Source organism: Acinetobacter sp. ANC_7503, from assembly GCF_056780035.1.
In genome coordinates, this window is sequence record NZ_JBWYJA010000005.1 from 103,131 (window position 1) to 128,880 (window position 25,750).

Here is a 25,750-nt window from a genome sequence, read left to right on the forward strand (position 1 = left end):
GCCACCACGTATCTATTATCGTTGAATTGGTCAGGTTAATCTTTAAACCCTGTATAAAAATCAGTAACACAGCCAATCCATTCTTTTCAGTAGTGGCAAATCCAAATTCAGGTATGATTAATGGTCTTGTCAAAGCCAAAGGAAATCAACCATGCCAAGCCTATTTCTTGTAATGCTCGGTGGTCGTCATGCACGTGCCAATACTGAAGTGCATGATGTGGTTTTGGCTGTTGGGGATTCACTAGAAGAAGTCTATCCTCAACTCAAAAATGCTTGGTTTGGTGAGCAGAAAGGCTTACATATTGATGCTTGGGCGAAGGTGAATGGAGTGGAATATAATGAGCAGCAATTCCAAATCCATTTTACAGATGCAGCTCCGAATGAAAACGAAATGAAACTCTGGCTGATTAATTTAGGTGGGTACCACGTTAAAGAGTTCGGAGAGCTACATCGTTATGTATTAGTACCCGCTTTAAATAGTGCATCGGCTAAAGAACGTGGTAAATTATTCTTTGGAAAAGATTGGCAAAAACAGCATACAGATCGGGTTTTGGATGTAGATGATTGTATTGCCATTGATCAAGTTCATGGTCGTTATGTGCAATTGATTGATGGTCAATTTAAAGAAGGGTACTGGGAAAATACATACATCACGATCGGATAATTTTTAATAAAGAACAAATTTACAATCTATATGAATTTATGTGCTAAGAATAGTTAAATAAAATCTTTATGTGGAATAAGTACTGGAATCCAGAGTTTGTCTATATATCAGTGATTCGAGTGATTACATATCAATAAAACCGCTATTAAATATGTAAAAAACGCATTTTATTGATAGATGAATAAAAGCTATGCTGTGCTTCGTTAAAATTAAACTACTAGCTGTACGCCATGTATTTATATACTGATTTCGATCAGCAACTGATCAATGAACGTGTTGCACAATTCCGTGATCAAACGGAACGTTATTTAGCTGGAAAGCTTACTGAAGATGAATATCGTCCATTACGTTTACAAAATGGATTATATGTTCAGCGTTATGCGCCGATGCTTCGCGTCGCTGTACCTTATGGTTTGATGAACTCTAAACAGCTTCGTAAAATTGCTGAACTCGCTAAAGCGTATGACCGTGGTTATGCACACGTTTCTACTCGTCAAAACTTTCAATTTAACTGGCCAGCATTAGAAAATGTGCCAGACATGTTGCAAGAGTTGGCATCAGTTCAAATGCATGCGATTCAAACATCTGGTAACTGTATTCGTAATACAACAACAGACCAATATGCAGGTGTCGTTGCTGGTGAAATTGAAGATCCAAGACCGACATGCGAATTGATTCGTCAGTGGTCAACTTTCCATCCAGAATTTGCATTCTTGCCACGTAAGTTCAAGATCGCAGTTTCTGCACTTGCTGAAATCGACCGTGCTGCAACAGCATTTCATGATATCGGAGTGTATATCGTTCGCAATGAAGCGGGTGAAATGGGCTATAAAATCATGGTTGGCGGTGGTTTAGGTCGTACACCGATCATTGGTGCTGTGATCAAAGAGTGGTTACCACGTGAAGACCTTATTGCTTACTTAGAAGCAGTACTTCGTGTGTATAACTTACATGGTCGTCGTGATAACAAATATAAAGCTCGTATCAAAATCTTGGTAAAAGCTTTAACACCTGAAGTTTTTGCTGAAAAAGTTGAAGCTGAATTTGCGCATACAATTAAAACTTTAAAAGTTGATGTAGATACTCTGGCGAAAATGGACCAGAACTTTACACCATTTGCGTACCAAGATTATGCAGATGAAGACTTCTCAGAACTGTTTGCTACACATCCGAAATTCAAACAATGGTTTAACATCAATACCAATGCACACAAAGTGAAAGGTTACCGCATCGTAACAATTTCATTGAAACGTGCAGGCGTTGCACCGGGTGACGTGACCACTGAAGAAATGAACTTGATTGCTGATCTTGCAGATAAGTACACTTTTGGTGAATTGCGTACCACGCATGAGCAAAATATTGCCCTTGTTGATGTACCGCAAAAAGACTTATTTGAGCTTTGGACGATTCTTGAAAAGAATAACTTGGCTCGCGCGCACATTGGTTTCTTAACTGACATTATCTGCTGTCCAGGTGGTGATTTCTGTTCGTTGGCAAATGCGAAATCTATTCCGATTTCTGAAGCTATTTCACGCCGTTTTGATGATCTAGATACAATTTACAACTTAGGTAAATTGGACTTGAACATCTCAGGTTGTATGAATGCCTGTGGTCATCACCATGTGGGTAATATTGGTATTTTAGGTGTCGACAAGAAAGGCGCAGAATTCTACCAAATTACATTGGGTGGTAATGCAGACCATGATGCCTCAATCGGTGACATCTTAGGACCATCATTTGCTGCTGAAAAAGTACCAGATGTGGTGGAAGAAATTTTGAACACTTATCTTGATTTACGTCAAGAAGGTGAAGAGTTCATTGATACTTACCGTCGTGTAGGAATTCAACCATTTAAGGAGCGTGCATATGCTTAATACCGCACTACAAGTGCTCTCTAAGGATGGCACGATTGCAGACAATACTTATCAACTGATTGGTGAAGATGGCGTATTGCCACAAGGTGATGTGGTTTTAACGGTGGAGCAGTTAGACCAGCTTGCCAATGTTTCAGGTAAAAAAGCACTTTACCTAACCGTAGATGCCTCACCTGAAAACAATGAATTCCCACTTGATCAGCTTGATGCAATTTTTATTGAGTTTGCAGGTTTTAATGATGGTCGTGGGTATTCATTTGCCGCATTGTTACGTCGCCAAGGCTTCCAAGGCGAACTTCGTGCAACAGGTGATGTATTCAAAGACGTGTTGAACTACATGAAGCGTGCTGGTTTCGATACTTTCGTGATTAAAGAAGGTAAAGACATTGCAGAAGCAGCGGCAGGTTTAAACGACTTTACTCAACCTTATCAAGCGTCGACTGCTGTACCAAAACCAAATTATCAAACGGGTGCTTAATTTTATTAAGTGATAAAAAAGCTGAACTTAGGTTCAGCTTTTTTATTTAATGGAAACAAGATTTAGGTATTCATAGTTCAGCCTAAGCGCTATTCAAAATGACACATAGAAGGTCAAAGTTTAATCATATGTCTATTTAGAGCAGATTTTTTTAATTCATTCAGAAATATATAGCGACAAAGCCTTTAGTGCAGCGGTTTTTTATATGATTCAATTGATCGATTAACACTGATTTAAATGATAAATTTGCTCCAAAAAAGTGCAGTTTATTGTAGTATGTTAGTATTCATTTGATCATTTTTGGTGCGGGTTTTTCTCCATTCAATCAGACTGTTTTGCGGTATATGTTTAGTACTCAGTCTAGTGATCTTGCCATCATTTAAATAGTGAAGCAGTTGTTATGCAAAATTTGATTCGTATTGGTATTGTCGGTTATGGCAACCTCGGTCGTGGCGTTGAAACGTCAATTCAAAAGAACCCAGATTTAGAGCTTGTGGGAATTTTTACACGCCGTGCACCTGAATCAGTGTCTCCTTGCTTTAGTGACACGAAAGTTTTTCATATGGATGACTTAAATGACCTTCAAGACAAAATTGATGTGTTGATCTTATGTGGTGGATCTAAAGATGATCTTCCAAAACAAACACCAGAATTGGCAAGTAAATTCAACACAGTAGATAGTTTTGATACGCATGCACGTATTCCTGAGTTTTTTGAAGCAGTGAATGAGCCTGCACTTGCTAACAAAAAAACGGCAATGATTTCGATTGGATGGGATCCAGGCATGTTCTCAATTAATCGTTTATTTGGTGAGGCATTATTACCAGATGGTGAAACCTATACTTTCTGGGGTAAGGGTTTGAGTCAAGGTCACTCAGATGCGATTCGCCGTGTGGCGGGTGTTAAAGCAGGTATTCAATATACTATTCCATCACAAGATGCGATTGATAAAGTTCGTAGTGGTTCACGTCCTATATTAACCACTAAAGAAAAACATACTCGTGAATGTTATGTTGTGCTTGAAAATGGTGCTGACGCTGAAGCTGTAAAGCAGGCGATTGTGACCATGCCAGACTATTTTGCAGAGTACAACACGACTGTGAACTTCATTGATGAAGAAACGCTTCGTAACGAGCATAATCGTATGCCCCACGGTGGATTTGTCATTCGCAGTGGTAATAGTAGTGCAGAGCAGACTCAAGTAATGGAGTTTTCGTTGAAATTAGATAGCAATCCTGAGTTTACTGCAAGTGTACTTGTGGCTTATGCACGTGCATGCTACCGCATGAATCAAATGGGTCAATATGGCGCGAAAACTGCATTTGACGTTGCACCAGGCTTATTGTCAATGAAATCTCCAGAGCAACTACGTAAAGAAATTCTTTAAGTCTAATAATTCAAAGCTATGCTTTGAATTGAGATTATAAAAAAGCCTCTAGCTAAGTAGAGGCTTTTTTATTTCCCCTCCTTTAGTCAAGAAGGGTTTAGGGGAGGATTGATCATTTAAATCTCCCTCAAGCCCCTCTTTGAAAAATAGGGGCTTTAGATGCTTTAGATTAACTCAATCGCCACTGCAGTTGCTTCGCCACCACCGATACAAAGCGCAGCAATACCACGTTGACCACCTGTGCGTTTAAGTGCATGGATTAACGTTAAAATAATCCGTGAACCTGTAGATCCTACTGGATGTCCTAAAGCACATGCTCCGCCGTTGATATTTACTTTTTCAGGGTCGAGTTTGAACTCATCAATAGGACACATTGTGACCATTGCAAAAGCTTCGTTGATTTCCCAAAGGTCGACTTCTGCGACATTCCAACCTGTTTTATCGAGAACCTTTTGGATTGCACCGACTGGTGCAATCGTAAACTCAGAGGGATGTTGTGAATTAGAGGCATATGCCACAATTTTGGCTAAAGGATTTAAACCCTTTGTATGTGCTTGTTCAGATGAACTGATAACCAAGGCTGAAGCACCATCAGAGATCGAGCTGGCATTGGCAGCAGTGATCGTACCATCTTTAGCAAAAGCTGGGCGAAGTGTTGGTATTTTATCGATGTTTGCGTTAAAAGGTTGCTCATCTTTATCTACAACGACATCTCCTTTACGAGTTGACACAGTAACAGGGACGATTTCATCGTTGAAGTAGCCTTCAGTAATCGCAGTTTGAGCACGCTTTAATGAACGTATTGCAAAGTCATCCATTTGCTCACGGGTATAGCCTTTAGTGTTGGCCATATCTTGAGCAAATGAGCCCATCAAACGACCAGTTTCAGCATCTTCTAAACCATCGAAGAACATATGATCTTTGATTTCACCATGACCCATGCGGTAACCACCACGTGCTTTAGGTAAGACGTAAGGAGCGTTGGTCATAGACTCCATACCGCCTGCAACCACAAAATTTGCTGAACCAGCTTTAATCATATCAGCTGCTTGCATCACAGCTTTCATGCCTGACCCACATAATTTATTGATTGTCACTGCACCTGTCGAGTCAGGTAGTCCAGCTTTGCGCATGGCTTGGCGAGCAGGGCCTTGTTTTAAACCTGCAGGCAAAACACAACCCATAATGACTTCTTCAATGTCTGCTGGCTGCAAACCCGAGCGTGAGATAGCCTCTTTAATGGTCACTGCACCCAGTTCTGGTGCAGTCACACTTGATAAACTTCCCTGAAAGCCGCCCATTGCCGTACGTGCACCATTAAGGATGACGATATCAGTCATTATTCTCTCCAATTTATTTAGCTTTGTTTTACAGCTTGAGTATATGTAATATCAGGCCAATTAATATTGGCTATAGTGTGTAAAATGTGACTGATAAGTTGTCATTCACATGTCTTAGTTTCTTCAAGACGAGTCTGTCCCATCATTGAAAGTCTAACGATTAGATTTGATTTATTTGAATGTGCACAGTATTTAAAATGTCCCATTGATCCACGTGGTAAACCAGAGTCTGGTTGGAAGGTGATCGTATTCTTGCTGGTAACACCACCTTTCCAACTGAAATCACCATATTGGTAATCTGTCGAAGTTGCTTGAATAAGCTTTTCGTGAGGATCGAATTGTTGATTGTGATTCTGATCTAGAAAGATGATAAACCCTTTATGCCATTGACTGTTCTTACACGATTTTAAATCTTGAGAAGCACAGATAATCACAGGGCTTCGGTAACTTACAGCATTGGCTTTAGCTTGGCTGATGGCTTGCCGTACCGTGCTAAGAATTTGCGCCCTTTCTTGATTTTCACGAAATTCATGATAATGAGGGAGTGCTATCATCACAAGAATACTAATAATGACGATCGTGAAAATGAGTTCTAAAAGGGTAAAAGCAAGAGATTTACAATAGGAATACATTTTAAAGCTTCTAGTATTTGTTAATTATTTGAATTTATAGATAATCTTGGTGAAGTTATATTATAAGCTGAAGTGCTAAAAAATGATTACTATCACCTTTGAATGCTGTTAATATACCAAAAATGAAAAGATAAGTTATTCATGCGGATAAATTGAGTAAAAAATTACCGAATTACAACGGAAATTGTAAGTAATTTTGTCAATAATTTACTTGATTAAAGTAATCAAACACTTGGAATTCACTTTAAGTGTTTGTATGATTCAACATGAGTAGCTTAAAAAAAATACTGGGGTATAAAAAAGCCTATCTCAGGAAGCCATAATTATTTTAGGCTGAGCTTGAAAAACAATTGTTATCTCTGGAGGATATCCATGAAATTGAGTCGTATCGCACTTGCTATGCTTGTTGCTGCTCCATTCGCTGCTGCTAATGCTGGTGTAACTGTTACTCCACTATTAGTGGGTTACACATTCCAAGACACTCAACACAACAACGGTGCTGCTGATCACTTATCTGACAGCATTATCGAATTACAAGACGATTTATTCGTTGGTGCTGCGTTAGGTATTGAACTTACTCCATGGTTGGGTTTTGAAGCTGAATATAACCAAGTAAAAGGTGATATCGAAGGCACAATTACTGGTAATGATGTTGGCGAGTACAAGCAAACTCAAATCAATGGTAACTTCTATGTTACTTCTGATTTAATCACTAAGAACTATGACAGCAAAATTAAGCCATACGTTCTTTTGGGTGCTGGTCACTACAAATATGAATACGATGGTGTAAATCTTAAAGATGACGAAGGTACTTTAGGTAATGCAGGTGTAGGTGCTTTCTGGCGCTTAAATGATGCTCTATCTCTTCGTACAGAAGCTCGTGCAACTTATAACATCGACGAAGATTTCTGGAACTACACAGCACTTGCTGGTCTTAACGTAGTTTTAGGCGGTCACTTGAAGCCTGCTGCTGAAGTAGTAGAAGTTGCTCCAGTTCAACCAGCTCCAGCTCCAGTTCAACCAGCTCCACAAGAGTTGACTGAAGATCTTAACATGGAACTTCGCGTATTCTTCGATACGAACAAGTCTAACATCAAAGATCAGTACAAGCCTGAAATTGCTAAAGTAGCTGAAAAATTAAACGAATATCCAAATGCAACTGCTCGTATTGAAGGTCACACTGATAATACTGGTCCACGTGCGTTGAACGAACGTTTATCTTTAGCTCGTGCTAACTCTGTGAAATCTGCTCTTGTAAGCGAATACAACATTGACGCTTCTCGTTTAGCGACTCAAGGTTTCGCTTGGGATCAACCAATTGCTGACAACGCAACTAAAGAAGGTCGTGCGATGAACCGTCGTGTATTCGCTACGATTTCTGGTAGCCGTACAGTAGTTGCTCAACCTCAAGCAGCACAATAATCTTTAATTGATTATTAAGAACAGCTCTTCGGAGCTGTTTTTTTTAACTCTTTTTTAAATAATGTGATATATTTCACAAAATATAATGAACAACACAATGAGAATAAAGATGAAATATAGTTTAATAGCAAGCTTATGCATTGCTTTAACTTTGACGGCTTGCACAACGACAAAGATGCAATCAACTACTGGTGTACAAGACTTGGATCAAAAGATATTAAATGAATTAAAACAAGGTTTACCGCTCTACTTTAATCACAATTCCCGTCAAATTGATGTTCGATATCAACCTTATTTAACAGTAGCTTCAAAAGTATTGGCGCAGAATAAAAGTTTTATACTTCAAGTGGATGGACATACAGATAATCGAGGGTCAGTATCAGCGAATCAAAAAGTATCTCTTGAGCGAGCAAATGCTGTGCGTAATGAATTGGTGATGCAATATAATGTTGATCCTAAACAGATTTCGACACAAGGCTATGGCCCAAATCAGCCAATTGCGGATAACACGACAGAAGAGGGTCGAGCATTGAATCGTCGAGTGAATTTAACCTTAAAAATACAATAAGATCATAATCTAACAATAAAAAAACAGCTCAATTTGAGCTGTTTTTTTATTTTATTAGTCTTGATCGACTTGAATTGGTTTTACATCCATATCTTGATATTGAATCAACTTGGTTTTGTACTTGAACTTATAAACTAGCCATATTGCTAAGAATAAGAAGATCCCAATATATGTGGAGACTACTGCGATCCACTCCCCATCAAGTACGGCTTGATAATTTTGACCTAACACAACGATTGCACACAAAATAAAAGCGAACCACGGTGCAAAAGGGAAAAATTTTGCACGATATGCTAAATCTTCTAACTTATATCCTTGAGCCAAATAGCCTTTCCTGAATCGGTAATGAGAGATTGCGATACCGAGCCATACGATAAAGCCACACATACCAGACATATTCAGAAGCCAATTAAATACTTCCTCTTCACCAATAAATGTCGTCAAGAAGCATAGTGCTGCGATTGCTGTCGTAGCATAAAGTGCATTCATTGGTACACCGCGACCATCAAGTTTGGAGAAAACTTTGGGTGCACTTCCATTTTTTGCCATATCAAACAGCATTCGTGTGGAAGAGTACATTCCTGAATTTCCGGCAGAAAGGATAGCCGTAAGAATGACCGCATTCATGACACTTGCAGCGAAAGCAAAGCCTGCTTGTTCATAGAGTAAAGTAAAAGGTGATAATGCAATATTCTCATCTGAAGCAGCTTGCATTAGACGAGGATCATCATACGCAATCAATGTACCGATAATAAAAATACATACGATATAGAATAAGAGAATACGCCAGAAGATCTGTTTAATCGCAATAGGAATGGTTTTCTTCGGATCTTTCGACTCACCAGCGGCAACACCAACCATTTCAGTACCTTGAAATGAGAATCCTGCGATCATCGCAACACCAATTAATGCCGACAAACCACCTACAAATGGCGCTTCTCCCTTTGACCAATTTGCGAAAGTTGTAACATTGGGTGTCATCATGATTTTGGCAATCATGAAAATTCCAATGATGATAAATGCAATGATGGCAAGAACTTTAATGAGTGAGAAAAAGAACTCAGACTCACCAAAACCTTTGACTGTTAAGGCATTAATACCAAAAACGATAGCAAGGAAAATGGCACTCCAATAGAAACCTGGGATATCAGGAAACCAAAATTTCATGATGAATTGAACTGCAACAAGTTCAAATGCGACGGTTATCGCCCAGTTGTACCAATAGTTCCAGCCTAGTGCGAATCCAAATCCACCTTCGACATATTTGGTGCCATAGGTGAAGAAAGCACCTGATGTTGGATTATGTGTTGCGAGTTCGCCTAAGCTGGTCATGAGGAAGTAAATCATTACGCCAATTAAACAATAGGCAAGTAATGCACCACCAGGGCCAGCATTGGCAATTGTTGCACCCGAAGCTAGGAATAGTCCTGTACCGATAGAACCACCAATGGCGATCATATTAAGATGGCGTGCTCCAAGCTTTCGCTTAAGTTGACCGGTTTCGCTCATCGAAAGTTCCTTATGATTTCTTTTGAGTACTTGCAAACAGTACTTTAAAGCCTTGTTGATCAGTCAAAGTTTCACATTGACCAAAATTTTGCTCAATGAGAGTTGGGTAGTTTAAAAAACGATTTGCCACGATCCAAAGTTCACCACCAGATTTTAGATGGCGACGTGATGTCTTACAAAGATTCTCACTCGCATTGTAATCAGTGTATATACCCTGATGGAAAGGAGGGTTACTGACGATGGCATGTAAAAATAGTGGCGCATCTTCAATGCCAGTCACAGCTTTGATTTCGAGCTGTTCTGGTGACAAATTATTTTTTTCAAATGTTAGGCGGGTGGAGGCGAGCGCAAAAGCATCCACATCAAGCGCAAAAATACGATTTTTGGGATTCAATTTGGCTAAATATGCACTGATAATGCCAGCACCACAACCGAAGTCAGCGATTTTACCTGAACTCACTCGATTGAGGTAGGGGAGAAATACAGCTGTACCAATATCAAGTTTATTTTGACTAAATACACCAGGTAAAGCATAAATCTGTAATTCGCCATTCGGTGTTGGAATTGTATATTGTTGAGCCCAATTTTCTAAAGTTCGAGGCGTAGGAGTCTGATCGATAATTAATTGCCACATTTGACAATGACGAGCGCTATCAAGTTTGACACATTTGCCAAATGGAACGAGTTGTTTTGCTGCTCGTTCAACGCCACCTTTCTTTTCACCGACAAGAAAAATTGATGCACCAAGACCGAGTTTTAATACCACACTGTGTAGTAAGTAATTCAAAAGCTCTTTGGCTTTAGGCACAAAAACAATAACTTGATCATATTCTGCTTCAGGCATATCCGTCCCAAAATGAACAGGAATATTTTGATTTTGGAAAAATAGAAAGTCGTTATAATTCCATGTCCATACTGAAGCCTGAATATTTTTATCGAGCTGAGTGCTTAAGTCATCAGTTGGTGCATTGACTAATAATATTCGACCTTTCAGAAAGTTATGTTGACGAATAACAACTTCACTTTGAGGAACCATATATTTCTCCACAGAATAAAAGAGCCCAGACAATGCTGGGCAGTCTTTGATTCAATCTAAATTATTTCTTTGCTTCAGGTAGAACGAAGTTCAAGATCAAGGCTGCAATGCCGCCAGTTGCTACACCAGAGCTAAATATATTACGAATGAGTTCAGGCATATGTTCAAGAATCTGTGGAACTTGAGCAACACCTAAACCAAGAGCAAGTGAAATTGCAATAATAAGCAATGCACGGCGGTCAAGCTGAATACCAGAAAGGATATTAATCCCTGATGCTGCAACAGCCCCAAACATCACCATGACAGCGCCCCCCAGTACAGCTTGAGGAACAGCTTGGATGATGGCAGCCACTGCTGGTAGTAAACCCAAAATAACTAATAGAGCAGCGATCCATATACCCACGTGGCGACTAGCGACACCAGTTAATTGGATTACTCCGTTGTTTTGAGCAAAAACAGAACTCGGGAAAGTATTAAATAAGCCTGCGAGTAAGGAGTTTGCACCGTTGACGAGTACACCACCTTTAATGCGCTCCATCCATTTCGGACCATCAACAGGCTGATTAGACAACTTAGAGGTCGCGGTGATATCACCAATCGCCTCTAATGAAGTAACCAGATAAATAAATGCCATTGGTATAAATAAACTCCAAGAGAAGTCTAAGCCAAAGTGCATTGGTGTAGGGATTTGAACCAAAGGTGCATTTTCTAAGCCAGAAAAATCTAAATGGCCCATGAAGCCTGCTAACGCATAACCTACGATCAGTGCAATTAATATCGCACTACTCTTGACCCATGTAACATTTAAGCGGTTTAAGAGAATGATTAATGCCAAAACAGTACAAGACATAATGAGATTGTCTGTATTGGCAAAAGTATTATTCCCCATCGCTTGGTAACCACCACCCATTGAGATTAAACCTTCTTTAATCAAGGTTAAGCCAATGAGAAGTACAACAATACCAGTCACAAGTGGAGTAATGAGTTTTTTCACCCATGGTAATATGCGTGAAACGCCCATTTCAATGAATGAGCCTGCAATCACGACACCAAAAATTGAACCCATAACAGTTTCAACTGGAGTTCCTGCGGCAACCATTGCTGAGCCAATCCCAATAATAGGACCGATAAAGTTAAAACTTGTACCTTGAACAATCAGTAAGCCTGCACCGAAAGGACCAACCTTTTTACTTTGTAAGAATGTCGCAATACCTGAAATCACCAATGACATGGAGAGGATCATGTTTGTATCTTCTTTAGAAACACCTAAAGCCAAACAGATCAATAGACCAGGAGTAACAATCGGAACAATAATGGCAAGTAAATGCTGAATGGCAGCAAGAAAAGCGATGAACGGTTTTGGTTTATCGTCTAAACCATAAACAAGATCGAGTTTCGGTTCTTGAGATTGGTCGGGAGCAGACATGGTCTATACCATCTAGATTAAGCGAAAGTGCCGACATTCTAATCGAGTTACATGGGTTTACAAAACCGAAACATAACCATTCGTCAAAAAAAAATGAAATTGTAAAGAAACAGTCACTATAAAAGTTTAGGATTTTTCTGTATAATTTGCCCTCAAATTTAAAGCGTATCGAATTTACATGTCAGATATTAAAACTCTCCGTAATATTGCCATCATCGCACACGTCGACCATGGTAAAACGACTCTTGTCGACAAACTTTTACAACAATCAGGTGCTTTGGGTGAACGCGCGGGTGAGATCGAGCGTGTCATGGATTCAGGCGCTATTGAAAGTGAACGTGGTATTACCATTCTTGCAAAAAATACTGCAATCAAATGGTTAGATAAACGTACTGATACTGAATACCGTATCAACATCGTGGATACCCCGGGACACGCCGACTTCGGTGGTGAAGTTGAACGTGTAATGTCGATGGTTGACTGTGTACTTCTTTTGGTAGACTCACAAGAAGGTCCAATGCCACAAACTCGTTTCGTAACGCAAAAAGCGTTCGCACGTGGTTTGAAACCAATCGTAATTATCAACAAAGTTGACAAGCCTAATGCGCGTCCTGACTGGGTAATCGATCAAGTATTCGATTTATTCGATAACCTTGGTGGTACTGACGAACAGTTAGACTTCCCTGTGGTTTATGCTTCTGGTCTTCGTGGTGTAGCAGGTCCTTCACCAGAAGAACTGGCTGAAGACATGACTCCGTTGTTCCAAACAATCGTAGACATCGTTGAGCCGCCAGCAGTGGATGTTGATGGTCCATTCCAAATGCAAGTGTCTTCACTTGACTATAACAGCTTCGTTGGTGTTATTGGTGTTGGTCGTATCCAACGTGGTTCAGTGAAATTGAACACACCTGTAACGGTAATCGACAAAGATGGTAAAACACGTAACGGTCGTATCTTAAAAATCATGGGTTACCATGGTTTAGAGCGTATCGACGTTGAATCTGCTTCTGCAGGTGACATCGTATGTGTAACAGGTATGGACGAACTTCATATCTCTGACACGATTTGTGATCCTAAACATGTTGAAGCATTGCCACCGCTTTCTGTAGATGAGCCTACAGTATCGATGACATTCCAAGTTAACAACTCACCATTCGCCGGTAAAGAAGGTAAGTTTGTGACCTCACGTAACATCCGTGAACGTCTTGACCGCGAATTGATTCACAACGTAGCACTTCGTGTAGAAGATACTGACAGTCCTGACCGTTTTAAAGTGTCGGGCCGTGGTGAACTTCACCTTTCGGTATTGATCGAAAACATGCGTCGTGAAGGCTTCGAGATGGGTGTATCTCGTCCGCAAGTAATCTTGAAAGAGATTGACGGCGAAATGCAAGAGCCATACGAAAACGTAACATTTGACGTAGAAGAACAGCATCAAGGTGCTGTGATGGAACAAATGGGTAACCGTAAAGGTGAAATGACCAATATGGAAGTCGACGGTAAAGGTCGTATTCGTATTGAAGCAACTGTACCTTCACGTGGCTTGATTGGTTTCCGTTCAGAATTCATGACCATGACTTCAGGTACTGGTATCATGACCTCAAGTTTCTCGCACTATGGACCAATGAAACAAGGTTCTGTTGCAAAACGTCAAAACGGTGTGTTGATTTCTATGGTTCAAGGTACATGCTTGGGCTATGCATTGTTCAGTTTACAAGACCGTGGTCGTCTATTCGCTAAACCTCAGTTAGAAGTTTACGAAGGTATGATCATTGGTATTAACTCTCGTTCTGACGATATGGTTGTAAACCCAACTAAAGCGAAACAATTAACAAACGTTCGTGCATCAGGTACTGATGATGCATTAACACTTGTTCCTGCGATTGAGTATACGTTAGAACAAGCACTTGAATTTATTCAAGATGATGAGCTTGTTGAAGTTACACCTAAATCAATTCGTATTCGTAAGCGTTGGTTGACTGAAAACGAACGTAAACGTAATAAATCTTAATTGATTTAAATAAAAAAACCGCTCAAAAGAGCGGTTTTTTTTATATCTTGACTACATCATTTAAGATATGAAATAAAAGTTGTTGAATTGTTGTAGTTGATTTGGACAAGATCTTGTTTATTTAAACAGAGATACTTATGATTTTGGTGGAAAACCAACGAGTTTAGACGGAAATATCATTAAGAATAATGTATATTATGTCACATTAATGCATAGAAAAATTTTGGAGAAAAAATGAGCATTATTAAAGAGTTTAAAGAATTTGCCGTGAAAGGCAATGTAATGGATCTGGCGGTCGGTGTGATCATTGGTGGGGCGTTTGGTAAAATCATCGATTCAATGGTGAAAGATGTCATCATGCCAATTATCAGTTGGATCTTAGGCGGTGATGTTGATTATTCAAACTGGTTTGTTGTATTAGGAGATAATCCAAATAACCTTACAACGCTTGCTGCCGCTCAAGAAGCGGGTTTAAATGTTTTGGCTTACGGTAATTTCTTGACGATTCTCATCAACTTCATCCTGCTTGCATGGGTGGTATTCTGGTTAGTGAAATTGATGAATAAAATGCGTCGTAAGCAAGAGGAGGAAGCTCCAGCACCTGAAGCTACTCCAGAAGATATCGAATTACTTCGTGAAATTCGTGACGAATTAAAACGTAAAGGTTAATGCTTTTACAACGAAAACGGCGCTAAATGCGCCGTTTTTTATATCTCATCGTTTTTTAAATCGCCCGAAATCCCCCTTTGTCAAAGGGAGGCTGGGAGGGATTGATTCTTAGCTCTTTCTTGCGAAGCGATGCTTCTCATCTCCTAAAAGGAGAGGGAAATCCAGGAAGTTTAAAAATCCATACGAAATTTAATTTCGAGTAAATGCCAGCCGAATTGACTCTTAATTGGTCCATGTAATTCACGTTCAGCCAAACTAAAAACTGCCTTATCGATAGGACCAACCAATTGTCCTTTCTTAACCTCACCTAATTCCCCTCCTTTTTTTCCTGAGGGACAAGTTGAGTGTTGCTTAGCAATTTTAGCAAAATCAGCACCGTCTTTAAGCTTTTGTTTAAGTTGGATACACAGGTCTTGATCTTTGACTAAAATATGCCGAACAATTGCTGATTTCATTTGGATTTTACCTTTGATACAGGATTCTTTGAGGCTTGAGGTCGCTTAAGCGGTTGACACTCAGGGCAAAAAACAGAAGCACGTTGCCCGAGCTTAATATTTTCTAAAGTTGTTTCACAGTTGATGCACATTTCACCAGCGCGCCCATAAGCCAATAGCGTTTGTTGAAAGTAGCCATTTTCGCCCATGGCATTGGTGTAATCACGTAAAGTAGATCCGCCTAAATCAATTGCTTGTTTAAGGATTCGTTTTATTTCAATGACAAATTTTTCAATTTGTGGCCGTGTAAGACTAGAGGCGGGTTGTGCAGGATGAATGCCCAAATTAAACAGACTTTCAGTTGCGTAAATATTTCCAACACCCACAACAATGTGGTTATCCATAATTGCAACTTTGACTGCAACACTCTTATTTTTAAATTTCTGCTCTAGATAGTCAGCATTGAAAGATTCACTTAAAGGTTCAGGTCCAAGCGTATCTAAAAGTTTGGATTGAGCATGATCATCCAGCCATAAAATGCAACCAAAACGACGAGGATCATGGTAGCGTAATTGGATATCATCGAATTGAATGATGAAATGATCATGCTTTCTCAACGCATCACGTGAATCACTCAAACGAAAGCTTCCAGACATTCCCAAGTGCCATAACATGGTCACATTTTCAAATTGTGCCAAAATATATTTGGATCGACGTGTTAGCCCTATCAGTCGTTGACCGACCAATTGATTTACATCATTTGGTATAGGCCATCTCAGACTTGAATTATTGACTTGAACAGAAAGTACTTTTTGATTCAGCAAAGGGAGCAAGCTGGTTTTCGTGGTTTCAACTTCAGGTAATTCAGGCATGGAAACTCTGTTAAATGGGCGAGTAGAAAAATATTGGGTTAAATGAGGATATTGCAAGCAGCATCGAGTGAACTACAAGATATTACGCTTGAACAGAATATGATACACAATCCATCTAGTGCCTTCATGGTTAAGTTTTAAAATGTTTTTTAAAGCATTCAATGATGAAATGAACTTAGATGATTTATCACGTAAATGCGTTGTACACTGCTACAAATAAATCAATTTAAAATCAGGGAGATTCAGTGTGGCAAAATTATTTGAGCCAATTCAATTCGGAAATTTATCACTCAAAAATAGAATTATTATTGCTCCCATGTGTCAGTATTCTGCGAATGAAGCAGGGGAGCATAGTTTTTGGCATGAACAACAATGGGCGAGTTATGCATTGTCGGGAGCTGGATTATATATTATTGAAGCAACTGCGGTACAAGCTGTAGGTCGTATCAGTTTTGCAGATTTAGGGTTATGGAATGATTTACAACGTGCACAATTAAAAGCATTGATTGATAAGGTAAAATCGATTGCTCCAACGCCAATCGCCATTCAGTTAGCGCACGCGGGACGTAAAGCTTCAACTGATAAACCATGGTTGGGACGTGGTCAATTCTCATCGAATCATGAACATGGCTGGCAAACGGTATCTGCAAGTGATTTACCATTTAATCCAGATGATCAGGCTCCTCATGAATTAAGTATCGAGGAAATCAAAAAAATTATCGATGACTTTGCAACTGCAGCAGTCAGATCTGTAGATGCAGGTTTTGATCTCATCGAAGTCCACGCGGCTCATGGTTATCTATTACATCAATTTATGTCCCCTTTATCTAATCGAAGAACAGATGAATATGGAGGAAGTTTTGAGAATCGCATTCGTCTAACTTTAGAGGTTTTTCAGGCGATCAAAAATGCTGTTCCAGACAACTATCCAATCGGTGTTCGTTTGTCTGCAACAGACTGGATGGAGCAAGAAAAGGGATGGAATATTGATGACTCAATTGGGTTATCAAAGGCATTGGAAAAACTTGGTGCAGTTTATATCCATGCATCATCTGGTGGATTACATGTCGATCAAAATATTCAGATTGGTCCTAATTACCAAGTTCCATTTGCGGAAGCAATCAAGAAACACGTAGACATTCCAGTGATTGCTGTTGGGCTGATCACTGAACCTCAACAGGCGGAAGATGTCTTACAACAAGGCAAAGCTGATGCAATCGGGCTCGCAAGGGCAATACTATTTAATCCAAGATGGCCATGGCATGCTGCTGCTCAATTAAAAGCAGAGGTTGAAATTAGTCCGCAATATTTACGATGCCAACCGCATGATGTGAAATCATTATTTAAGCCATATGCTGATAGATAAAATAGGCATAAAGGTATACTTAAAAAGTCATCCTGGGTAATTACGGCTGTTGTATGATAATTTGACTAACTCATACAATAGCTAGGGATGCTAAGTCATGGTTTTATCGGTCATTATTCCGATTTTTTTACTGCTTTTTTCGGGATATGCCTCGGTTAAACTGAATTTACTTAGCAAGGAACAAGTCTCTATTGTTGGTACATTCGTCATTCGAGTCGCTTTACCTGCTCTATTTTTACAAGCGCTTTCATCAAAAGATCTTGATGCAATATGGCAACCTGAACTTTTTTACAGTTATAGTGTGGTGACTGCCTTTGTATTTGCAATCGCTTTATGGATTTTGGTAAAGCATTTTAAAAACAATTTAAGTGATGCTGCCATTCTCTCAATTGGAGCGTCAATGTCTAATACTGGACTACTTGGTACGGCCATTTTAAGTCTATTGATTGGTCATATTGCGCTTGCTTTTACTTCTTTAATTGTAATTATCGAAAGTGTTTTTCTTGTTCCAGCAGCTTTATTTATTGCGGGATTGCAAGCTCAAAATCAGCAAGCACTACTCAATACATTAAAAAATAACTTTATAAACCTATGTAAAAATCCATTGTTTATTGGTGTGGTAATCGGAATTGTGTGCGCTATTTTTCAGGTTAAACTGCCGCATTATATAGATCAAGTTTTCTTAATGATTGGTCAGACGGCATCTCCTTTGGCGTTATTTGTGATTGGCGGGAGCGTCGCAGGTTTAACCTTAAAATATGTCAACCAGCAGAGTCTCTATATTGTTCTATCATCCAACTTTATTTTTCCAATACTCATGTATTTGACTCTACGATTTATTGCTCAAGCACCAATGGATATCGTGTATGTAGGGACATTGATTGCAGCTTTACCTACACCTGCATTATTTGGAATGCTGGGACAAGCATATGGACTCAATGATCGTGCAATTACACCTTTATTGATGAGTACAGTCATTGGATTTATTGTGACTGCTGGATTAATTATTTTATGGTGGTAATTGAATAAAACTTAGAATGTAATCATAAATATCCTTTTCATATAAGAAAACCCTATCTTGCGATAGGGTTTTTGTATTTGAGCATCGGTTTAAAATTTAAATTAATGCTTAAGATTTAGCTTTCGTATTTGCTGCAGGTTTGTTTGCCTTCTCAGCAATCAGTTTGTTCACGATCGCTAGATTTTCCTTGGCTTGAGGAATATTTTCATCTGCTAAAGCACTAAATATTTTTTTTGCTTCAGGTAGGTTTTGCGGAACGATATTCCCGTTTACGAACATATTACCAATGGCCATAAGCGCAGGGATGTATCCTTTTTTACCTAAATCTTGAATGCTCGCTAAACCTTTTTTCACAGGCGCTTCAGTTTTAGTTTTGAAGCCTAATGAAATATCGTATAAAGCACGAGCATGAATGGCTGGATAACTTCCTTTCTTAATTAAAGGATCAAGTTTTTGTAACGCGAGCTTATCAGATTGTTCTTTGCCTTCAGAGAACAGCAGAACCGCAGATTCAACAATCGCATCTTCAAAACCTTGAGCCGCAGCTTTGTCTAGGTATTCACGAGATTTTTTTTCATTTTTGGTCAGCCCCAAGCCGCCAGTGGCATAGTTTTGCGCCAATACATAATTGGCTAAAGGATAGCCTGCAGTGCCAGCTTGTTCATAAAGTTGTACTGCTTTTTTGTTGTCTTGTTTGGTTCCTTGACCAGCTTGAGTGAGATATGCCAAGTTATAAGTCGCTTGAGGATTCCCTGCTTTTGATAAGCGTTCAAGTTCTTGGTAGGCCGCATTGTAATTCTTTGCTTGAATCAGTTCCTGTACTTTGCTGAATACAGGATCGACTGGTGCGGCAGCGAAGCTAAATGAGGTGGCAACAGCGAGTAAAGCACCACATAATATTTTTTTCATAATTGTTTTATACCTATCTTAAAAGCAACCCTATTTATTTGATGTAAATAGAGTTTTACACCATTGCATCATAGTCCGAATTATGTGAATGTAAATATAGAATATGTATACATCCTTCAAATTTAGCTTCGCTTTGTGAATAAAGTGTGTGTATTGCAGTATAAGCATATAAACGACACTGGATTTATGTTGTTCAGCCTTGAATATATGGATTTAACCAAAATTTTAATCCACTAGTAGTTCTTCGATGGTTTTGCTTAAATACGCATTGTGCAATGAGGTGTTCAACGATGTTTATAAAAGGCATTAAACGTAATTACGATAAAGTTTTTCAAGATGATTCAATCCCAGATGAACAAAAGATAGATGCGCTCTTATTAAAACTTGGCGAGCAGTATTTGGTGAGTCAGGAGAATCGAGTGTATGTATTCCAAAAAGGTGATTTAACCGTAAAGTTTGATGCTAAACACGCGAGAGCATTTCATTTTAAAGATTATGTGGTGAAGGATATGAATAAATTATTTCATGGCTTTTAGAAAAAAACCTCCTAGCGATATAGGAGTTTTTTAAGAGTCATCTCTCAATCGATTGACAGTTAAACTCTATTCCATCTAACGCCTTGGTCTTATTTTCATATCTTTATCAATAAAAAAACTCTATTATAAAACGATACGAAACGTATCGTTTTATTTGTGAGGATTTCATGACAGTCGATGACAAAAGTGCACGACGCCGATCATGTATTTTAGCTTCAGTCAAACAGGCTTTGAATGAAGTGGAATATCACCAACTGACAGTAGAAGACATTGCTTCACGTGCTGGGGTGGGAAAGTCGACTATTTATCGATGGTGGTCACATAAATCTGAATTGGTTCTGGACACCTTTAAAGAGCTCACACTCTCAATTTTTGAGTTTGAGCCAGAGCTCGACCTTGAACAAAATCTTAATCAACAATTGCTTCGTTTGGCTAAGGCTTTAGATCATCCAGTGGGACGAGCGATGTTGGTGGTTATGGCGAATCATCGTGAATTGGCTGCAACATTCTTCAAGCAATATTTATTACCTAAACGAGTTCAACTGCACCAACTGATCCAACAGGCGATTGAGGCGGGGGAGCTGATTGAACATGATCACTATGATTTGGTACTTGATCGACTGTATGGTCCTATTCATTACCAAATTATTTTTTTTAATCATTTGCCTGATGAGCACTATATCCGTCAATTGGTCAAACTGAGTTTAGATCCATTACGTCCTCACGCCTAAACATTAATGCGACAAGAGTAGATTTTCATGAGTGTAACCACCGAACGACTTTGGAATCGTTCATTTATCTTGTGTGTATTAAATAATTTATTTGTTTTTATTTACTACTTTGCCATGTTGGCTGTCCTTCCGATTTACATTGTGAAGGATTTAGCGGGATCAGTTGAAGAAGCAGGATTAGCGTTAACGCTTTTTCTCGCCTCATCAATAGCAGTACGACCATTTTCAGGCATGATCATTCAAAAAATGGGTAAGCGACTCACTATGCGTGGATCGAGCACGTTTTTTGCGGTCTTTGCATTTGCTTATTTATTCATTGATAACATGTGGTCATTGTTGCTTATACGATTTTTACATGGGATATGGTTTAGTGTGTTGACCACTGTGGCTGTTCCAGTCGCGAATGACTTTATTCCTGAGCATCGTAAAGGTGAAGGCATGGGTTATTATGTGATGTCCACTAACCTAGGTGTGGTATTTGGACCATTAATTGCGCTTACCATGATTCAATTTTATAGCTTCCAAATTTTATTCGGTGCTCTCGCGGTGCTCATCAGTTTAGGTCTAATTTTTAGCTGGCTATTAAATATTCCAGCGAATCAGATACCTCAGCAAAATAAAATGAATAAAAAAGGTTTTAAGCTAGATGATTTTCTTGAGCCTAAAGTTTTTGCTGTAAGTGGTGTTGCTTTACTTACAGCTTTTGCTTACTCGAGTATTACCAGTTTTATTACGGTTTACAGTGAGAGCAAACAGCTGCTGGCGTATACCAGTGTATTTTTTATATTGTTTGCGGTTTCGATGTTAATTGTAAGACCTTGGGTTGGTAAAATTTATGATCGTCAAGGTCCGCGTGCTGTTATCGTTCCTTCTTTTATATTTTTTGCGATTGGACTTGTGGTCGTAACACTAGTCAATAATCAGTGGATGTTGTGGTTATCTGCAATTTTTATTGGAATTGGATATGGTTCAGTATTTCCTTGTTTGCAAACGCTCACCATTCAAACTGTAGATAAACAACGGATGGGGCATGCAATATCAACATTCTTTATTTGTTTTGATATTGGTCTGGCAGTTGGTTCAGTTGTAATGGGATTAGTTATCGCACAATGGAGCTTTGAATTTATGTACTTGTGTTGTGCGGTATTGGTCATATTAAACCTGATCATTTACCGGAAATATGTTCCAAATCCTCAGCCTATTAGTTAATAAAAAAACCTCCTAAATGGAGGTTTTTTTAGATTATTTTACTGTGGTCTAGCCACATCACCATTTAAATACTCAGGCAAATCTAAAACAGTCACGTCTAACTCTTCTAATGCTTCAGGGCGTGCCACCACCAAAGCGATATAACCGTTTTCAAATGCCACACTATTAACGATTTGTACACTTTTATCGAGTTGTTCAGCTTCTGCAGGTACAGCACCTGTACCCTGAATTAAATGTAACCACGCTTTCGGTTTAGCTTTAAACCATAAACGTGCAATCACTTCCTGACCCAAGTAACAACCCTTGTCGTAGTGAACGCCTTCGCGTTGATGTAAACGAAGTTCTTGGGGTTGGAACACGTGTTCAATGGCTTGATCAATGTAAGCTTGACCATGTTGAATGGCCTGAACTTGCCAAGCGGCAATATCTGTTACTTCTGCTGAGAACGTTGTGGTGTCACCTTGAAGCGTAGGATAGACCTGACTAGCTTCTTCAAGTTTAATTTTGGAAAAAGCACCGAATTTTTTAATGTGTTTGGAAAATTCTTCAGCTTGATCTTGAGTGGTTACAATGACGAAGCTTTCAGGATTCAGCTTTGTTAGCCATAAACCAAAGTGAATTCGACCTTTTAAATCACAAATTGCTGTGTAGCGCGTGATATTTTCCTCAAGGCGTTCAACATGCAACGTCACTTGACCTTGTAAAAATTTTTGAGCATCCACGCCATTAAGCGTAAATGAGGAGAAAGATAAATTGTTCATTTTCTATGCTCGAATCTGAATCTAATACTAAAGAATTATCCCAATTTTCCACTATTTTTCAAAAAAAAGCACATAACTGCTAATTTAAATGTGTTATTTGAAACAAAATATTTCAAAACCCCTATTTTTTGTACCTAAGTGTATGAAATATATAAGATTTGGGAAATGGGCTTTCAGCAGTGTACTATGCCATCACAAATGATGAAGTCTCATCAACAACAAAATGTTTAGAAAGTTTAGAAAAAAGATGCTCAAGGCAAGGCAGGAACGCGATGAATAACAACTACCGTAAACCACTGCAAGGTACCCAGCTCGAATATTATGATGTGCGTCAAGCCGTTGAAGATATTCAGCCAGGCGCATACGCAAAACTCCCATATACTTCTAAAGTGCTTGCAGAGCAATTGGTACGCCGTTGCGACCCTACAATTTTAGAGCAGTCTCTTAAAGAATTAATCTTTAACAAACAAGACCACGATTTCCCTTGGTATCCAGCACGTGTGGTCTGCCACGATATTTTAGGTCAAACAGCATTGGTGGACCTTGCAGGTTTGCGTGATGCGATTGCCGATCAAGGTGGAGACCCATCTAAAGTCAATCCTGTAGTACCAACTCAGTTGATTGTCGATCACTCACTCGCAGTCGAGTACGGTGGTTTTGATCCTGATGCATTTGAGAAAAATCGTGCGGTGGAAGACCGTCGTAACGAAGACCGTTTCCATTTTATTGAGTGGACAAAAACTGCATTTGAAAATGTAGATGTAATCCCTGCGGGTAACGGCATCATGCACCAAATCAACTTGGAGAAAATGTCTCCAGTGATTCAAAACCGTGGTGGCGTGGCTTTCCCTGATACGTGTGTGGGAACAGACTCTCATACACCGCATACCGATGCTTTGGGTGTGATTTCAATTGGTGTCGGTGGCTTAGAAGCTGAAAACGTGATGCTTGGTCGTGCATCTTGGATGCGTTTACCTGACATTATTGGTGTAGAGCTTGTTGGTCAGCGTAAGCCGGGTATTACTGCAACTGATATCGTATTGGCTTTAACAGAGTTCTTGCGTAAAGAGCGAGTCGTCGGTGCTTATTTAGAGTTCTTTGGTGAAGGTGCAGACACCATGTCGATTGGTGACCGTGCAACGATCTCGAATATGACCCCTGAATATGGTGCAACGGCTGCGATGTTCTATATCGACCAAAACACCGTTGATTATTTAACGCTTACAGGTCGTGAGCCTGAGCAAGTGAAGCTTGTAGAAACCTACGCCAAAGAAATTGGTCTGTGGGCAAGTGATATGACTAAAGCCGAGTACCCACGTGTACTCCGTTTTGATTTATCTACAGTCACTCGTAACATTGCAGGGCCATCTAATCCACATGCGCGTGTATCAACAAGTGATTTAAAAGCCAAAGGTATTGCAGGCAATTTAGAAGCAGCGCGTGCGCAAGAAGCAGAAGGCTTAATGCCTGATGGTGCAATCATCATTGCGGCAATTACATCATGTACCAATACATCTAACCCACGTAATACGGTTGCAGCAGGTTTATTGGCACGTAAAGCAAACGAGTTAGGCTTAGTGCGTAAACCGTGGGTGAAATCATCTTTTGCACCGGGTTCTAAAGCCGCAGCATTGTATTTAGAAGAAGCAGGTGTACTCGGTGATTTAGAAAAACTCGGTTTTGGTATCGTGGCGTATGCATGTACCACATGTAACGGGATGTCAGGTGCGTTAGATCCAAAAATCCAACAAGAAATTATCGACCGTGACCTCTACGCAACGGCTGTTTTATCAGGTAACCGTAACTTTGATGGTCGTATCCATCCTTATGCAAAACAAGCATTCTTGGCATCGCCTCCGCTCGTAGTTGCATATGCGATTGCAGGGACGATTCGTTTTGACATCGAAACGGATGCTTTAGGTCATGATAAAGATGGCAACCCAATTTACCTCAAAGACATTTGGCCATCTGATGAAGAAATTGATGCATTGGTGAAAGTTGCGGTTAAACCTGAGCAATTTAAGAAAGTGTATATCCCAATGTTTGATTTGGGTGAGAAGGTTCAAGCGGCAAGCCCATTGTATGACTGGCGTCCGCAAAGTACCTATATTCGCCGTCCGCCGTATTGGGAGGGCGCACTTGCTGCACCACGCACTTTAGCCAATATGCGTCCGCTTGCGATTTTAGGTGACAACATCACCACAGACCATTTATCACCATCGAATGCGATTATGATGGATTCGGCAGCAGGTGAATATCTACATAAAATGGGCGTTCCTGAGGAAGACTTTAACTCATATGCAACGCACCGTGGGGACCACTTAACGGCACAACGTGCGACCTTTGCCAATCCGAAATTGTATAACGAAATGGTAGTGCGTTCGGACGGTACGATTAAGCAAGGTTCTAAAGCGCGTGTAGAGCCTGAAGGCGAAGTGATGCGTATGTGGGAAGCCATTGAAACCTACATGAACCGTAAACAGCCTTTGATCATTGTTGCAGGTAAAGATTACGGTCAAGGTTCTAGCCGTGACTGGGCTGCGAAAGGTGTACGCCTTGCAGGGGTTGAAGCCATTGTAGCTGAAGGTTTTGAGCGTATCCACCGTACCAACTTGGTCGGTATGGGGGTGTTACCGCTTGAGTTTAAGGCAGGAACTGATCGTAAAACCTTAGGTTTGGATGGTACAGAGCTGTATAGCGTGATTGGGAATATTGCGCCTCGTTCGACTTTGACTTTAGTTATTGAGCGCTCAACGGCGGATGGTAAAAATCAAACGATTGAAGTGCCTGTAACGTGTCGTTTGGATACCGAAGAAGAGGTTTCTGTATATGAAGCGGGTGGGGTGTTACAACGCTTTGCACAGGATTTCTTAGAAGGGAATGTAGCCTGATATT

The 25,750-nt window shown here is 39.7% G+C and carries 23 protein-coding genes; 14 read left to right on the plus strand and 9 right to left on the minus strand.

Features of this window, described 5'->3' with window-relative positions; all coding sequences use genetic code 11:
* Nucleotides 1-151: 151 nt before the first annotated feature.
* From AC1M9M_RS07675 to AC1M9M_RS07690, 4 genes are all read left to right on the plus strand, one after another.
* Nucleotides 152-664, plus strand: coding sequence for a DUF1543 domain-containing protein (locus AC1M9M_RS07675; protein WP_481596046.1), 513 nt, complete (start codon nt 152-154; stop codon nt 662-664).
* Between the two features lie 230 nt (nt 665-894).
* Nucleotides 895-2,538 (plus strand): nitrite/sulfite reductase, encoded by a 1,644-nt coding sequence (locus AC1M9M_RS07680; protein WP_035265542.1) that lies wholly within the window; start codon nt 895-897, stop codon nt 2,536-2,538.
* Nucleotides 2,531-3,016: a DUF934 domain-containing protein gene (locus AC1M9M_RS07685; RefSeq protein WP_481587188.1), complete on the plus strand. Its 486-nt coding sequence runs from the start codon at nt 2,531-2,533 to the stop codon at nt 3,014-3,016. The genes AC1M9M_RS07680 and AC1M9M_RS07685 overlap by 8 nt, the downstream gene beginning before the upstream one ends.
* 400 nt (nt 3,017-3,416) lie before the next feature.
* Entirely contained in the window at nt 3,417-4,403 is a 987-nt protein-coding gene (locus tag AC1M9M_RS07690; RefSeq protein ID WP_481596047.1) for a diaminopimelate dehydrogenase, read from the plus strand.
* 164 nt (nt 4,404-4,567) lie between these two features.
* Here AC1M9M_RS07690 and AC1M9M_RS07695 read toward each other — a convergent pair whose 3' ends face one another.
* Together AC1M9M_RS07695 and AC1M9M_RS07700 are read right to left on the minus strand one after the other, a co-directional pair.
* Nucleotides 4,568-5,743 (minus strand): thiolase family protein, encoded by a 1,176-nt coding sequence (locus AC1M9M_RS07695; protein WP_481596048.1) that lies wholly within the window; start codon nt 5,741-5,743, stop codon nt 4,568-4,570.
* A 101-nt stretch (nt 5,744-5,844) separates the two neighbouring features.
* The gene (locus AC1M9M_RS07700) at nt 5,845-6,375 is read right to left on the minus strand and encodes a GspH/FimT family pseudopilin (RefSeq protein WP_481596049.1); all 531 of its coding nucleotides are present in this window, start codon (nt 6,373-6,375) and stop codon (nt 5,845-5,847) included.
* Nucleotides 6,376-6,747: 372 nt separating this feature from the next.
* Between AC1M9M_RS07700 and omp38 the strand changes: the two genes are divergently transcribed.
* The gene (gene omp38 / locus AC1M9M_RS07705; RefSeq protein WP_481596050.1) at nt 6,748-7,797 is read left to right on the plus strand and encodes an outer membrane protein Omp38; all 1,050 of its coding nucleotides are present in this window, start codon (nt 6,748-6,750) and stop codon (nt 7,795-7,797) included.
* A gap of 109 nt (nt 7,798-7,906) precedes the next feature.
* On the plus strand, nt 7,907-8,365 hold the full coding sequence (locus AC1M9M_RS07710) for an OmpA family protein (protein ID WP_481593554.1): 459 nt from the start codon (nt 7,907-7,909) through the stop codon (nt 8,363-8,365).
* A 54-nt stretch (nt 8,366-8,419) separates the two neighbouring features.
* On the opposite strand, the gene AC1M9M_RS07715 is transcribed toward AC1M9M_RS07710, so the two are convergent.
* The 3 genes from AC1M9M_RS07715 to AC1M9M_RS07725 form a co-directional block, all read right to left on the minus strand.
* On the minus strand, nt 8,420-9,874 hold the full coding sequence (locus AC1M9M_RS07715) for an amino acid permease (protein ID WP_481596051.1): 1,455 nt from the start codon (nt 9,872-9,874) through the stop codon (nt 8,420-8,422).
* Nucleotides 9,875-9,884: 10 nt separating this feature from the next.
* Nucleotides 9,885-10,910 (minus strand): methyltransferase, encoded by a 1,026-nt coding sequence (locus AC1M9M_RS07720; protein ID WP_481596052.1) that lies wholly within the window; start codon nt 10,908-10,910, stop codon nt 9,885-9,887.
* A gap of 61 nt (nt 10,911-10,971) precedes the next feature.
* Nucleotides 10,972-12,336, minus strand: coding sequence for a uracil-xanthine permease family protein (locus AC1M9M_RS07725; RefSeq protein ID WP_035270592.1), 1,365 nt, complete (start codon nt 12,334-12,336; stop codon nt 10,972-10,974).
* Between the two features lie 178 nt (nt 12,337-12,514).
* On the opposite strand from AC1M9M_RS07725, the gene typA reads away from it, so the two are divergent.
* Nucleotides 12,515-14,347, plus strand: a complete 1,833-nt coding sequence (typA, locus tag AC1M9M_RS07730) for a translational GTPase TypA (RefSeq protein WP_035270590.1) — start codon at nt 12,515-12,517, stop codon at nt 14,345-14,347.
* 234 nt (nt 14,348-14,581) lie between these two features.
* Nucleotides 14,582-15,016 (plus strand): large conductance mechanosensitive channel protein MscL, encoded by a 435-nt coding sequence (gene mscL / locus AC1M9M_RS07735; protein ID WP_035270698.1) that lies wholly within the window; start codon nt 14,582-14,584, stop codon nt 15,014-15,016.
* 170 nt (nt 15,017-15,186) lie between these two features.
* Here mscL and AC1M9M_RS07740 read toward each other — a convergent pair whose 3' ends face one another.
* Nucleotides 15,187-15,471, minus strand: a complete 285-nt coding sequence (locus AC1M9M_RS07740; protein ID WP_481596053.1) for a peptidylprolyl isomerase — start codon at nt 15,469-15,471, stop codon at nt 15,187-15,189.
* Nucleotides 15,468-16,322, minus strand: a complete 855-nt coding sequence (gene mutM, locus AC1M9M_RS07745) for a bifunctional DNA-formamidopyrimidine glycosylase/DNA-(apurinic or apyrimidinic site) lyase (protein ID WP_481590539.1) — start codon at nt 16,320-16,322, stop codon at nt 15,468-15,470. The genes AC1M9M_RS07740 and mutM overlap by 4 nt, the downstream gene beginning before the upstream one ends.
* A 247-nt stretch (nt 16,323-16,569) precedes the next feature.
* Between mutM and AC1M9M_RS07750 the strand changes: the two genes are divergently transcribed.
* The gene (locus tag AC1M9M_RS07750) at nt 16,570-17,688 is read left to right on the plus strand and encodes an NADH:flavin oxidoreductase/NADH oxidase (RefSeq protein ID WP_481589231.1); all 1,119 of its coding nucleotides are present in this window, start codon (nt 16,570-16,572) and stop codon (nt 17,686-17,688) included.
* Nucleotides 17,689-17,785: 97 nt separating this feature from the next.
* The gene (locus AC1M9M_RS07755) at nt 17,786-18,709 is read left to right on the plus strand and encodes an AEC family transporter (RefSeq protein WP_481596054.1); all 924 of its coding nucleotides are present in this window, start codon (nt 17,786-17,788) and stop codon (nt 18,707-18,709) included.
* A 108-nt stretch (nt 18,710-18,817) separates the two neighbouring features.
* On the opposite strand, the gene AC1M9M_RS07760 is transcribed toward AC1M9M_RS07755, so the two are convergent.
* Nucleotides 18,818-19,618 (minus strand): tetratricopeptide repeat protein, encoded by an 801-nt coding sequence (locus tag AC1M9M_RS07760; protein ID WP_481596055.1) that lies wholly within the window; start codon nt 19,616-19,618, stop codon nt 18,818-18,820.
* A gap of 290 nt (nt 19,619-19,908) precedes the next feature.
* On the opposite strand from AC1M9M_RS07760, the gene AC1M9M_RS07765 reads away from it, so the two are divergent.
* From AC1M9M_RS07765 to AC1M9M_RS07775, 3 genes are all read left to right on the plus strand, one after another.
* Nucleotides 19,909-20,154: a hypothetical protein gene (locus tag AC1M9M_RS07765; protein ID WP_092767507.1), complete on the plus strand. Its 246-nt coding sequence runs from the start codon at nt 19,909-19,911 to the stop codon at nt 20,152-20,154.
* A gap of 167 nt (nt 20,155-20,321) precedes the next feature.
* Nucleotides 20,322-20,885, plus strand: a complete 564-nt coding sequence (locus AC1M9M_RS07770; RefSeq protein ID WP_092767505.1) for a TetR/AcrR family transcriptional regulator — start codon at nt 20,322-20,324, stop codon at nt 20,883-20,885.
* A 27-nt stretch (nt 20,886-20,912) separates the two neighbouring features.
* Nucleotides 20,913-22,094, plus strand: coding sequence for an MFS transporter (locus AC1M9M_RS07775; protein ID WP_481596056.1), 1,182 nt, complete (start codon nt 20,913-20,915; stop codon nt 22,092-22,094).
* Nucleotides 22,095-22,132: 38 nt separating this feature from the next.
* Here AC1M9M_RS07775 and ygfZ read toward each other — a convergent pair whose 3' ends face one another.
* Nucleotides 22,133-22,855 (minus strand): CAF17-like 4Fe-4S cluster assembly/insertion protein YgfZ, encoded by a 723-nt coding sequence (gene ygfZ / locus AC1M9M_RS07780; protein ID WP_481596057.1) that lies wholly within the window; start codon nt 22,853-22,855, stop codon nt 22,133-22,135.
* A 272-nt stretch (nt 22,856-23,127) separates the two neighbouring features.
* On the opposite strand from ygfZ, the gene acnD reads away from it, so the two are divergent.
* Nucleotides 23,128-25,746, plus strand: coding sequence for a Fe/S-dependent 2-methylisocitrate dehydratase AcnD (gene acnD, locus AC1M9M_RS07785; protein ID WP_481596058.1), 2,619 nt, complete (start codon nt 23,128-23,130; stop codon nt 25,744-25,746).
* Nucleotides 25,747-25,750 lie beyond the last annotated feature (4 nt).

What these genes read in the sequence shown, in the direction of transcription:
- AC1M9M_RS07675 (WP_481596046.1), top strand. Translation starts at nt 152, where the DNA reads ATGCCAAGCCTATTTCTTGTAATGCTCGGTGGTCGTCATGCACGTGCC.
- AC1M9M_RS07680 (WP_035265542.1), top strand. Translation starts at nt 895, where the DNA reads ATGTATTTATATACTGATTTCGATCAGCAACTGATCAATGAACGTGTT.
- AC1M9M_RS07685 (WP_481587188.1), top strand. Translation starts at nt 2,531, where the DNA reads ATGCTTAATACCGCACTACAAGTGCTCTCTAAGGATGGCACGATTGCA.
- AC1M9M_RS07690 (WP_481596047.1), top strand. Translation starts at nt 3,417, where the DNA reads ATGCAAAATTTGATTCGTATTGGTATTGTCGGTTATGGCAACCTCGGT.
- AC1M9M_RS07695 (WP_481596048.1), bottom strand. Translation starts at nt 5,743, where the DNA reads ATGACTGATATCGTCATCCTTAATGGTGCACGTACGGCAATGGGCGGC.
- AC1M9M_RS07700 (WP_481596049.1), bottom strand. Translation starts at nt 6,375, where the DNA reads ATGTATTCCTATTGTAAATCTCTTGCTTTTACCCTTTTAGAACTCATT.
- omp38 (WP_481596050.1), top strand. Translation starts at nt 6,748, where the DNA reads ATGAAATTGAGTCGTATCGCACTTGCTATGCTTGTTGCTGCTCCATTC.
- AC1M9M_RS07710 (WP_481593554.1), top strand. Translation starts at nt 7,907, where the DNA reads ATGAAATATAGTTTAATAGCAAGCTTATGCATTGCTTTAACTTTGACG.
- AC1M9M_RS07715 (WP_481596051.1), bottom strand. Translation starts at nt 9,874, where the DNA reads ATGAGCGAAACCGGTCAACTTAAGCGAAAGCTTGGAGCACGCCATCTT.
- AC1M9M_RS07720 (WP_481596052.1), bottom strand. Translation starts at nt 10,910, where the DNA reads ATGGTTCCTCAAAGTGAAGTTGTTATTCGTCAACATAACTTTCTGAAA.
- AC1M9M_RS07725 (WP_035270592.1), bottom strand. Translation starts at nt 12,336, where the DNA reads ATGTCTGCTCCCGACCAATCTCAAGAACCGAAACTCGATCTTGTTTAT.
- typA (WP_035270590.1), top strand. Translation starts at nt 12,515, where the DNA reads ATGTCAGATATTAAAACTCTCCGTAATATTGCCATCATCGCACACGTC.
- mscL (WP_035270698.1), top strand. Translation starts at nt 14,582, where the DNA reads ATGAGCATTATTAAAGAGTTTAAAGAATTTGCCGTGAAAGGCAATGTA.
- AC1M9M_RS07740 (WP_481596053.1), bottom strand. Translation starts at nt 15,471, where the DNA reads ATGAAATCAGCAATTGTTCGGCATATTTTAGTCAAAGATCAAGACCTG.
- mutM (WP_481590539.1), bottom strand. Translation starts at nt 16,322, where the DNA reads ATGCCTGAATTACCTGAAGTTGAAACCACGAAAACCAGCTTGCTCCCT.
- AC1M9M_RS07755 (WP_481596054.1), top strand. Translation starts at nt 17,786, where the DNA reads ATGGTTTTATCGGTCATTATTCCGATTTTTTTACTGCTTTTTTCGGGA.
- AC1M9M_RS07760 (WP_481596055.1), bottom strand. Translation starts at nt 19,618, where the DNA reads ATGAAAAAAATATTATGTGGTGCTTTACTCGCTGTTGCCACCTCATTT.
- AC1M9M_RS07765 (WP_092767507.1), top strand. Translation starts at nt 19,909, where the DNA reads ATGTTTATAAAAGGCATTAAACGTAATTACGATAAAGTTTTTCAAGAT.
- AC1M9M_RS07770 (WP_092767505.1), top strand. Translation starts at nt 20,322, where the DNA reads ATGACAGTCGATGACAAAAGTGCACGACGCCGATCATGTATTTTAGCT.
- AC1M9M_RS07775 (WP_481596056.1), top strand. Translation starts at nt 20,913, where the DNA reads ATGAGTGTAACCACCGAACGACTTTGGAATCGTTCATTTATCTTGTGT.
- ygfZ (WP_481596057.1), bottom strand. Translation starts at nt 22,855, where the DNA reads ATGAACAATTTATCTTTCTCCTCATTTACGCTTAATGGCGTGGATGCT.
- acnD (WP_481596058.1), top strand. Translation starts at nt 23,128, where the DNA reads ATGAATAACAACTACCGTAAACCACTGCAAGGTACCCAGCTCGAATAT.